This window comes from Synechococcus sp. CB0205, from assembly GCF_000179255.1.
Lineage (GTDB): Bacteria > Cyanobacteriota > Cyanobacteriia > PCC-6307 > Cyanobiaceae > Vulcanococcus.
The window spans coordinates 1-9,636 of the sequence record NZ_ADXM01000039.1 but is presented as its reverse complement, the minus strand read 5'-3'; the positions used below and the strand labels follow the sequence as shown (position 1 = coordinate 9,636).

Below are 9,636 nucleotides of genomic sequence, written 5' to 3'. Positions count from 1 at the left end.
TCCGCGCTGCTGAGGACCCCGAGTTCGAGACCTTCTACACGAAGAACATTCTTCTGAACGAAGGCCTGCGCGCCTGGATGGCCCCCGCGGACCAACCGCACGAAAACTTCGTCTTCCCTGAAGAGGTTCTGCCCCGTGGTAACGCTCTCTAATCCTTCTCTCTCCGGGATCGGCGGGAAGGACCTCGACTCCACCGGCTATGCCTGGTGGTCGGGTAACGCCCGTCTGATCAACCTCTCTGGTCGCCTTCTCGGCGCCCACGTCGCCCACGCAGGCCTGATGGTCTTCTGGGCCGGCGCCATGATGCTGTTCGAGGTGAGCCACTTCACCTTCGACAAGCCCATGTACGAGCAGGGCCTGATCCTGTTCCCCCACGTCGCCACCCTTGGCTACGGCGTTGGGCCTGGCGGTGAAGTTGTGGATGTCTATCCCTTCTTCGTCGTTGGTGTTCTGCACCTGATCAGCTCCGCCGTGCTCGGCCTCGGCGGCCTGTACCACGCCCTGCGTGGTCCCGAAATCCTGGAGAACTACTCCGCGTTCTTCTCCCAGGACTGGCGGGATAAGAACCAGATGACCAACATCATTGGTTATCACCTGATCCTTCTGGGTGTTGGCGCTCTGCTGCTGGTGTTCAAGGCCATGTTCTTCGGCGGCGTCTACGACACCTGGGCCCCTGGTGGTGGCGACGTTCGCCTGATCACCAACCCCACCCTGGATCCCGGCGTGATCTTCGGCTACCTCTTCCGCGCTCCCTTTGGCGGTGAGGGCTGGATCATCGGTGTGAACTCCATGGAGGACATCATCGGTGGCCACATCTGGCTGGGTCTGACGCTGATCTTCGGTGGCATCTGGCACGTGGTCACCAAGCCCTTCGGCTGGGTGCGTCGCGCCTTCATCTGGAACGGTGAGGCCTACCTGAGCTACAGCCTTGGCGCCCTGAGCTTCATGAGCTTCATCGCCTCGGCCTACATCTGGTTCAACAACACCGCCTACCCCTCGGAGTTCTACGGCCCGACCAACGCCGAAGCCTCCCAGGCCCAGAGCTTCACCTTCCTGGTGCGTGACCAACGCCTCGGCGCCAACATCGGCTCCGCCATGGGTCCCACCGGTCTGGGTAAGTACCTGATGCGCTCCCCCACCGGCGAGATCATCTTCGGTGGTGAGACCATGCGCTTCTGGGACTTCCGTGGTCCTTGGCTGGAGCCCCTGCGTGGCCCCAACGGCCTGAGCCTCGACAAGCTCCAGAACGACATTCAGCCCTGGCAAGTGCGCCGCGCGGCTGAGTACATGACCCACGCCCCCAACGCGTCTCTGAACTCTGTGGGCGGCATCATCACCGAGCCCAACTCGGTGAACTTCGTGAACCTCCGTCAGTGGTTGGCTGCGACTCAGTTCGTTCTCGCCTTCTTCTTCCTGGTGGGTCACCTCTGGCACGCCGGCCGCGCCCGCGCTGCTGCTGCTGGCTTCGAGAAGGGCATCGACCGTCAGGCCGAGCCCACCCTGGCCATGCCTGACCTCGACTGATTCCTTTCAGCGATCGTCCCTCAGCCCTCGCCCTTCGGCGGGGGCTTTTTTTGTGGCCTTTGTGGCACTGTTTATCGGCTGAGCGATCAGCAGTAGACGATCAGGCACGCATCGGCAACCTGGGTGGAGCCATTGAGCGCTCTGGTGCAAAGCCAGCTCACCAGTGATCGAATCTGGCGGGTGCTGAACACCGCCGAACGCAACGGTCAACGCTGCGGCGGTCCCGTGCTGCTCTCGGGGCTGGTGGTTGGGGCCGGCATCGTTGAGCTGAGTGCCGGCCCCCTTGGACAGAACAGTCGCTTCAGCCTGGAGCTGCTGACCTTGCTGGTGCTGCAGTTGGTCGGACCGCTGCTGGTCTCGCTGCTGGCGATGGCGCTGATGATGCCGAACTGGCTGGATCGCGTCGAACGCCACGGCTCCAGGGCCTGGCTGATCAGTGTTCCAGCCTCGGCACTGCTCGCCGCGGTTCTGCTGGTGCTCTTTTTGATCTCCTCGCTCTGCGCGGGGGCGTTGACCACACCCCGCAGTGACCTCATTGGAGAAGCGCAGGCGCTGCTCAGCGGCGTTGCCTTGCAGGATGTCCTGCGGGCCATGCTGCGCTGCTCGTTCTTCCTGGCCGGCATCTGCGCCTGGAGTCAATGGCGGGGCTACCAGGAACTCAAACGCAAACGGCATCCGGCCTTGATGGTCAGCAATCTCTTGATCGAGGGACTGATGGTTCTCTTTGCCCTCAAGCTGCTCTGGATCACGGTGTTGGATCCCATCCGTCTGCAGGCGAGCTCCCTATGACGATGCCGAATCCACCGACGCGGAGTCACGAGAAACTCCTCTTTCTTGGCTCTGGTGCCGTGCTGCTGGGAGCCTTGATCATTGGCTTGGCGCGTGAGCAGCACTGGGGCCAACGCTTTTTAAACCTACGCTTGGTGGCGGCCAATGCCAGTGGCATCAGGCCCGGCCAGGCGGTTCAGATCTCAGGCATGCAGGTCGGTCAGGTGCGCTCCCTGGAGATGCTGCCCAACGCCAAGGTGCAGGTGAAGTTTCAAATTGACGAGCGATTTGCGCCGTTGGTGGGACCACGCAGCACGGCCAGCCAAGGGCAGCAAGGTCTTGTCGGGGAGCACTTCCTGGTGGTCAGTCCGGATCCGCAGCCCTGGCCGGTGAGCCTGGAGAAGCACGGCATGCGCGACACGACCCTGCCCTATGAGCAACCGCCCGCCATCAGCAGCCTGATGGTGGATCTGCATCAAACCCAGAAAGCCCTGCAGGCCACCTTGAACAACACCATCAAACTCACGGCAGAGGATGTTCCCGACACCCTGCGCGAGATCCGCAAAACCCTCGGGAGCGTCGACAACCTCAGCGGCGTGGTGCAACGGGAGACCGCAGCGACAGCACCCACCCTGCGCAAAATGCTCACGCAAATCAGCGCCACCGGTGCCAGTGCCGAGGCCACCTCCAATCGTGCTCAGCAGGTGCTGGAGCAAACCCAGCCAATCCTGGTGAACACCTTGAAGGAGCTTCAGCAACTCAGCAGCATCAGCCGGAAACTGCTGCAGCTGTTGGTTGGCATCGGTGGGCTTGAGGAAGCGCCGAAGGACCGTTAGTCGAGCGACTGCATCAGGGCATCGGTCATCCGGATCTCGCAGTTGCTAACGAAGATGCCAAAGCCCGTGCCTTGGAAGGCGATGGAGTTCATGTAAACGCAGGCATTGCGGCGGGCCTGCTGAAACGCAGCCAGCTGATCCTCGGGATCCGCGCTGGTCTTAAAGAAGCCCGTCAGGTTGTCCTTCCAGAGCGTGGGGAACTGACCGCCGGGCATCTCGGCAGCATCCGCTGCCACCTTCTGCATGGCCAGAGCCAAGTCCCGATCCTTCTGCTCAAGAACCTTGGCGATGCACAGCGATGTCTCCACCGTGCTCATGGTGTGGGCACAGGGATTGGGCTGGGCCGCCACTGGCTGGGTACTCCCCGCCAAAGCAGCCAGTGCGAACAGGGAAGCCCAGCAGAAGCGAAGTCGTGGTTGATGGAACATGGCGACTTGTACGGAGCGTTTCAGAAGCACTGAGGGATGGGGGCCAACACATCGAAGCGCAGGCGCGCGCTTCATTCGAGAACCCGAGCCGGTCCCGTGCAGACCCAGGAGCGATCAATCCCCGTTGCGCTCAGGAACGCACTGTCGCCATAAAACGTCGGCCGGCCGGCGGGCGTCTGACGGCTCTGGACGCGCCAAAGCTGACGCTCGCAACTGACGCTGATGGTCAGGCTCCCCCCATCGCTCTGGGGGATGCGCAACAAACGCATCCCGTCATAGAGGCCCAGGGGTTGGGCCTTGAGCTGCTTGAGCAAGACCGCCAGGGCCTGGGGAGGCCTGGGGCTTTGGGCCTGCACCGGCAGCGCCGCCATCCAGCCCGCGCTCAGGAGGGCCAGGCTGAGGCTTAGACGTCGACCCATCAGCCCAGGAGGAATTGCCTGAATTCTGCTGAGACCACGACGAAGCGCCAGCCGTCGCAACGATCCCTCAGAAGCTCAGGTTGAGGACGTTGTAGCCCTGCGGTCCTGAGGGCTTCTTGAACTCCAGGGGCAACAGCGCATCGTCTGCCACCTCGACGCTATGGCGGGCTGAGGCATCCTCCATGTAGGCCTGCTCGGCCATCAGTCCGTGGTCGGCAGTCGGCAGAACTGTGGAGAGCTGGATCGGCTCCATGGCGTTGGCGTTCAGCGTCAGTCCGCTACCAACCAGGAGGCTGCAGGCTGCTGCAAGCGCGAAGGTCTTCATGGCCAGGTGTGTGAGGAGGGCCTTGTCTTCGCAATAGCTACGGCCAAAGAAAAATGGCAACAGTGGATTTCGGCAAGGCTTCAGGCCGCGCTCAACCACTGCCGCAGCAAGGGAAGACTCAGGCCAATGACGTTGGAGAAGCAGCCATCCAGGCGCTCCACCAGGCAGCCGCCGCGGCCCTCCAGGGCAAAGCCACCGGCGCACTGCAGTGGTTCACCCGTCGCCACATAGGCCTCGATCTCGGCGTCGCTCAGATCAGCAAAGAGCACCCGAGTGGTCACCGCGGCCACCCGCTCGCCCCCTGCTGGATCCAGCAGGGCATGGCCGGTGTGCAGCTCCCCCCAGGCGCCGCGCATCCGCCGCCAGCGGCTGATGGCCTCCTGGGGATCCGCGGGTTTGCCAAAGACCTCCCCGTCAAACGCCAGGACCGAATCACAGCCCAGCACCGCCGAGACCTCCCGACCGAGCCCGCTCTGCAGCACCGCCCCCGCCTTCGCCCGGGCCAGGAGCTGCACCAACTGCGCCGGATCGGGGTGGCCGATGGCCTCCTCATCCACCCCGCTGACCTGCACCCGATGGGGGATCGCCGCCTGCTCCAGCAAGCGCCGGCGGGCGGGAGAGGCAGAGGCCAACAGCAGCACAGCCGGTCCTTGAGCTCGGCCCACTCTGGCAAGGGTCTCGGGCGGTAGGAGCCAGCCGATGACCACAATGAAGGGACCCCAGCGCTCCCGTTGATGCAGCCCCGCCTTAGCCAGCAGGAGCAACGGGCGCTGATCCGGGCCAAGCGGGCCGTGCGCTGCCTTCCCTTTCGGCGCCGCTTCTATGAGGAACTCGAGCGGGAGGCCCTCAGCAGCACGCAGCTCGCGGCTCGCTCCGACTGGACTGCTCTCAGCTGCCGGCGTCTCTCAGCCAACCACTGCGAATACCTGCTGATCTGGCTGATCCAACTCGGGGTGCTGCGCCGCGAGGTCGATGGCCAGGGCCTGACCGAACGGGTCCGCCTGACGCCCCTCGGGCGAGTCGTGCTCTCGGACTGGCCCGGAGAGATCCCCAGCGCCAGCCTCCCCTCCCGCCTGCGCCACTGGATCAAGCAGCACTGGCCGAGGCTTTGAACAACCCCACCCCCTTGATGGTGCTGGGCACCAGCAGCGGTGCCGGCAAGTCCCTGATGACGGCCGCCCTCTGCCGGGTGCTACGGCGCCGGGGGGAGACACCCCTGCCCTTCAAGGGGCAGAACATGAGCAACAACGCCTGGGTGGATCAGGCCGGCGGCGAGATGGCCTACTCCCAGGCCCTGCAGTCCTGGGCGGCGGGACTGGATCCCGCCTGTGCCATGAACCCCGTGCTGCTCAAGCCCCAGGGGGACAGCACCAGCGAGGTCATCCACCTGGGGCAGTCGGTCGGCAGCTGCCGCGCCGAGCACTACTACCGCGATTGGTTCCGCCCCGGCTGGGCCGCCATTCGCCAGGGCCTCAGCGACCTCAAGGCAAGCCACCCCGGCGGGCGACTGGTGCTGGAGGGGGCCGGCAGTCCGGTCGAGGTCAACCTGCAACCACGGGACCTGACCAACCTGCGCCTGGCGCAGTACCTGCGGGCCAACTGCCTGCTGGTGGCCGACATCGAACGGGGCGGAGTTTTTGCCCAGTTGGTCGGCACCCTGGCGCTACTGCGGCCGGTCGAGCGTCCGCTGATTCGGGGTCTACTGATCAACCGCTTCCGCGGGCGCCGCGAACTCTTTGATGAGGGCCGCCGCTGGCTCGAGGCCAACACCGGCATCCCCGTACTCGGCGTCATGCCCTGGCTGGATGAACTTTTCCCCCCGGAGGACTCCCTCGATCTGCTGGAGCGCCGCGGCCGCAAACGGGGTGCCGAGCTGGAGATCGCCGTGCTCAAGCTGCCCTCGCTGAGCAACTTCTCCGACCTCGACCCCCTCGAGGCCGAGCCCACGGTGCAGCTCAACTGGATTGCTCCGGGCCAGGAGCTGGGGCGCCCTGATGCCGTGGTGGTGCCCGGCAGCAAACAAACCCTTCGAGACCTGGCGGCCCTACAGGCCAGTGGCCTAGGGGAGCAACTCTCGGTCTATGCCTCCCAAGGGGGAGCCGTGCTGGGCATCTGCGGCGGCATGCAACTGCTCGGGCGTGAACTCCTCGATCCCCAAGGCCTGGAAGGGGGTGCCGGCTCGAGCCACGGCGGCCTAGGGCTCCTGCCGCTGCGCACGGTCTTTGGAGAGGTCAAGGCGCTGCGGCAATGCAGCAGCCCGGCCTTCTGGCCAGATGCTGCTGAAGCCGCCCTATTGGAGGGCTTTGAGCTGCACCGCGGTGCGACCTCAGCCCTGGAGCCCTGCCAAGCCCTGGCGGAGGATCCCTCCCTCGGCTGGGTCGCGGGCAGTACGGCGGGCACCTATCTCCATGGTGTCTTTGAGAGTGGCCCCTGGCGCCGGCGCTGGCTCAACCAGCTCAGGGCACGTAAGGGGTTGCCATTGCTTAGTGAACGCCAACCTCACCACAGCCGTCAGCGGGAGGCACTACTCGATCGCCTCGCCGATGCCTTCGAGCAACACGTCAACCTGGAGCCCCTGCTTAAGCCATGAAGGACGTCCTGATCCAGTGGCCCAATGGACAGCAGACCCGCTGCAATGTGGGGAAGGATTGGCTGCAGGCTGCGCGCGAGGCCGGTTTCTCAATCCCCACGGGCTGCCTCGGCGGCAGTTGCGGCGCCTGCGAAATCGATGTCAACGGCAAGACCATCCGGGCCTGCATCGCCACCGTTCCCGCCAGTAAAAGCGGTGAGCTGAGCGTGGAGCTGGCGAGTGATCCCTACTGGTGATCGCGCTGAATTAAGCCACCCCCCAGCACCATCTCGCCGGCGTAGAACACCGCCGCCTGGCCCGGGGTGATCGAGAACTGCTCCTCGGCGAACTCCAGGCGGCAGCGGTGCGGTCGGTCGGCCGCGCGGTCGGACTCGGTCTCCGGCAGGGGAATCAATCGGGCCTGCTGGGGTCCACTGCGGTAGCGCACCTGCACCTCCACATCGAGCGGCTCAGTGGGTGGCGCGATGGAGACCCAGTTGACCGCGCCCACCACGGCCTCGCCGCGGGCCGCATCCCGGCGGGGGGCCACCACCACCTGGTTCATCACGCCATCCAGGCGGACCACATGCAGCGGCTCACTCCAGGCCACGCCCAGGCCCTTGCGCTGGCCAATCGTGAAGTGCTCGATGCCGTCGTGCTCCCCCACCACCTGGCCATCGGCCAGCACGATCTGCCCCGGGCGTGGCGGCAGGTAGGCATCCAAGAAGGCCTTCATCGAACCGTGGTGGTCCGCCAGACAGAGGTCCTGGCTCTCGGGCTTCTGGGCCGTGCGCAGCCCATGACGATCCGCCTCCAGGCGGGTGTCGGGCTTGGTCAGCTCGCCCAGGGGAAACACCAACCGACCCAGGGCCTCCTGGGGCAGGTCATAGAGGAAATAACTCTGGTCCTTGCGCTCGTCCAAGCCGCGCAGCAGCTGATGGCGGCCGTTCTCGCTCTGGTCGCCGTGGCGCACCCGGGCGTAGTGCCCCGTCGCGATTCGATCGATCTTCCGCTCCTCCTTGGCCCAGCGCAACATCGGCCCGAACTTCACCTCCCGGTTGCAGCGCGAGCAGGGCAGCGGAGTGACACCGGCCTCATAGCCCTGCACCAGGAAATCAACGATCTGCTCCTTGAAGTGCTCGCGGAAATCCACCACGTGGTGGGGCACCTCCAGCTGCTCGCAGACCCCAGCGGCATCCACGAGACCCTCGGCGCAGCAGGCGCCCTTCCCGCTCATCAGCCAGAGGGTCAGCCCCTCCACCTCCCAGCCGGCCTCCACCAGCAGGGCCGCCGTTAGGGAGCTGTCCACGCCGCCGGACAGCCCCACGGCCACCCGGTGCTCCCCCGGCCACTGGCGCAGCCGCTCAATCGCCAGCGCCCCCGCCTCCGTTGCCGCCACGGAGGCCTCAGATGCAACGGGAACAGCGGAGAAGCGCGCCAATGCCAACGGTGGCTGTTCTCTCCATCATGGAACTGACGCCGTCAGTGCTGTTTTGGCCTCGTCCTGTTGGCCCCCACGCGACGCCGAGCACCTGCTGGTCAGCGGCCAGCAGATGGCCGGACTCGAGCAGGTGCTCTTCGAGCACGGCCTGCCGGTGGAGGCTCTGATGGAGAAGGCCGCCCTGGCCATCAGCCGGCGGCTGCAGGACCCCGATCTCTGGCCAGAGCTTCAAGCGCGGGGGGTGCTGGTGCTGGTCGGCCCCGGCCACAACGGCGGCGATGGCCTGGTCATCGCCCGGGAGCTGCACCTCGCCGGCATCCCCGTACGGCTCTGGTCTCCCTTTGAACGGCGCAAGCCCCTCACCGAGAACCACCTGCGCCATGCCCTCTGGCTGGGAATTCCCCAGCTCACCAGCCCGCCCGACCCGAGTGATCCGGCCCTCTGGATCGATGCGCTCTTTGGCATCGGCCAAAGCCGGCCCCCGGGAGATGCCCTGGAGTCCCTGCTGACGCAGCGCCAACGGCATCAACCCCAGCGGCTGATCGCCATCGACGCCCCCACGGGCCTCTGCGCCGATCGCGGCCTGCCCCTGGGTCAGACCGCCGCCACCGCCGGGCGGACCCTGAGCATCGGCCTGATCAAACAGGGGCTCATCCAAGACAGCGCCCTGGCCTGGACCGGAGCACTCGAGCGCATCGACCTGGGGCTTCCCGCTGCCCTGCTGGAGCAACTGCCCGCGCAGCAGCCTCTTGGCCTAGGCCCCAGCGACCTCGATGGCGCCCCCTGGCCCAGGCCCGCTGCCGCGGCCTCGAAATACCAGCGGGGGCGCCTCCTGGTCGTCGCCGGCAGCGATGCCTACCGCGGTGCCGCCCTGCTCGCTCTGCTGGGGGCCAGCGCCAGTGGCCTCGGCAGCCTGCGGGCCGCCGTCCCCGTGGCCGTCGCCGATCAGCTCTGGAGCCAGCTCCCTCATGCGGTGCTCTCCGCCCGGCTGCCCAGCCGCGGCGATGGGTCCCTGGATCTCAGCGCGCTCGCCCCCTCAGTCCTGGAGCGGCTGGATGCCCTGGTCATCGGCCCGGGCATCGGCAACACGGCAGACGATGCAGCGATCTGGGAGACGCTGCAGGCTTTCCCTGGCCTACTGGTCCTCGATGCCGATGGCCTCAACCGCCTCGCCCAGCGCGCCGCCCTTCCCTGGCTGCGGGGCCGCTCGGGCCCCAGCTGGCTCACCCCCCATCCCGGCGAATTTCAGCGCCTCTTCCCCGATCTCACCGGACTGCCGCCGCTGGAGGCCTGCGCGGCGGCGGCCCAGCAGAGCGGCTGCTCCGT

The 9,636-nt window shown here is 66.2% G+C and carries 12 protein-coding genes and 1 pseudogene; 8 read left to right on the top strand and 5 right to left on the bottom strand.

Annotation, left to right across the window (positions count from 1 at the left end; all coding sequences use genetic code 11):
- The 4 genes and pseudogenes from CB0205_RS15645 to CB0205_RS14340 form a co-directional block, all read left to right on the top strand.
- Nucleotides 1–152, top strand: a pseudogene (locus tag CB0205_RS15645) (photosystem II D2 protein (photosystem q(a) protein)); the annotation flags it as partial.
- Complete coding sequence (gene psbC, locus CB0205_RS0106435; protein WP_029626170.1) at nucleotides 136–1,524, top strand: photosystem II reaction center protein CP43; 1,389 nt, start codon at nucleotides 136–138, stop codon at nucleotides 1,522–1,524. The pseudogene CB0205_RS15645 and the gene psbC, both read left to right, overlap by 17 nt.
- Before the next feature lie 144 nt (nucleotides 1,525–1,668).
- Complete coding sequence (locus tag CB0205_RS0106430; RefSeq protein WP_232197253.1) at nucleotides 1,669–2,313, top strand: hypothetical protein; 645 nt, start codon at nucleotides 1,669–1,671, stop codon at nucleotides 2,311–2,313.
- A 59-nt stretch (nucleotides 2,314–2,372) separates the two neighbouring features.
- On the top strand, nucleotides 2,373–3,128 hold the full coding sequence (locus CB0205_RS14340) for an MlaD family protein (RefSeq protein WP_198001910.1): 756 nt from the start codon (nucleotides 2,373–2,375) through the stop codon (nucleotides 3,126–3,128).
- Here the strand turns inward: CB0205_RS14340 and CB0205_RS0106420 are convergent.
- The 4 genes from CB0205_RS0106420 to CB0205_RS0106405 all read right to left on the bottom strand — a co-directional run bounded on the left by CB0205_RS0106420 (nucleotide 3,125) and on the right by CB0205_RS0106405 (nucleotide 4,941).
- Complete coding sequence (locus CB0205_RS0106420) at nucleotides 3,125–3,556, bottom strand: lysozyme inhibitor LprI family protein (RefSeq protein WP_010315647.1); 432 nt, start codon at nucleotides 3,554–3,556, stop codon at nucleotides 3,125–3,127. The genes CB0205_RS14340 and CB0205_RS0106420 overlap by 4 nt on opposite strands.
- Before the next feature lie 71 nt (nucleotides 3,557–3,627).
- Nucleotides 3,628–3,975, bottom strand: a complete 348-nt coding sequence (locus CB0205_RS0106415; RefSeq protein WP_010315645.1) for a hypothetical protein — start codon at nucleotides 3,973–3,975, stop codon at nucleotides 3,628–3,630.
- A 67-nt stretch (nucleotides 3,976–4,042) separates the two neighbouring features.
- Nucleotides 4,043–4,300: a hypothetical protein gene (locus CB0205_RS0106410; RefSeq protein WP_156797835.1), complete on the bottom strand. Its 258-nt coding sequence runs from the start codon at nucleotides 4,298–4,300 to the stop codon at nucleotides 4,043–4,045.
- A gap of 80 nt (nucleotides 4,301–4,380) precedes the next feature.
- Nucleotides 4,381–4,941 (bottom strand): nucleoside triphosphate pyrophosphatase, encoded by a 561-nt coding sequence (locus CB0205_RS0106405; RefSeq protein ID WP_029626169.1) that lies wholly within the window; start codon nucleotides 4,939–4,941, stop codon nucleotides 4,381–4,383.
- A gap of 93 nt (nucleotides 4,942–5,034) precedes the next feature.
- Here CB0205_RS0106405 and CB0205_RS0106400 point away from each other — a divergent pair, with 93 nt between their 5' ends.
- From CB0205_RS0106400 to CB0205_RS0106390, 3 genes are read left to right on the top strand one after another with little or no spacing between them, the layout of a single operon-like run.
- Complete coding sequence (locus tag CB0205_RS0106400; RefSeq protein ID WP_010315639.1) at nucleotides 5,035–5,412, top strand: Npun_F0494 family protein; 378 nt, start codon at nucleotides 5,035–5,037, stop codon at nucleotides 5,410–5,412.
- A gap of 17 nt (nucleotides 5,413–5,429) precedes the next feature.
- Nucleotides 5,430–6,890 carry a cobyric acid synthase gene (locus tag CB0205_RS0106395; RefSeq protein ID WP_029626168.1) on the top strand — a complete coding sequence of 487 codons (1,461 nt, stop codon included), beginning with the start codon at nucleotides 5,430–5,432 and terminating at the stop codon, nucleotides 6,888–6,890.
- Entirely contained in the window at nucleotides 6,887–7,126 is a 240-nt protein-coding gene (locus tag CB0205_RS0106390; protein ID WP_010315636.1) for a 2Fe-2S iron-sulfur cluster-binding protein, read from the top strand. The genes CB0205_RS0106395 and CB0205_RS0106390 overlap by 4 nt, the downstream gene beginning before the upstream one ends.
- Here the strand turns inward: CB0205_RS0106390 and mnmA are convergent.
- Nucleotides 7,117–8,268, bottom strand: a complete 1,152-nt coding sequence (gene mnmA, locus CB0205_RS0106385) for a tRNA 2-thiouridine(34) synthase MnmA (protein ID WP_029626167.1) — start codon at nucleotides 8,266–8,268, stop codon at nucleotides 7,117–7,119. The two genes, CB0205_RS0106390 and mnmA, sit on opposite strands and share 10 nt — an antisense overlap.
- Before the next feature lie 94 nt (nucleotides 8,269–8,362).
- On the opposite strand from mnmA, the gene CB0205_RS0106380 reads away from it, so the two are divergent.
- On the top strand, nucleotides 8,363–9,636 hold a 1,274-nt coding region (locus CB0205_RS0106380; protein ID WP_010315632.1), incomplete at its 3' end, for an NAD(P)H-hydrate epimerase.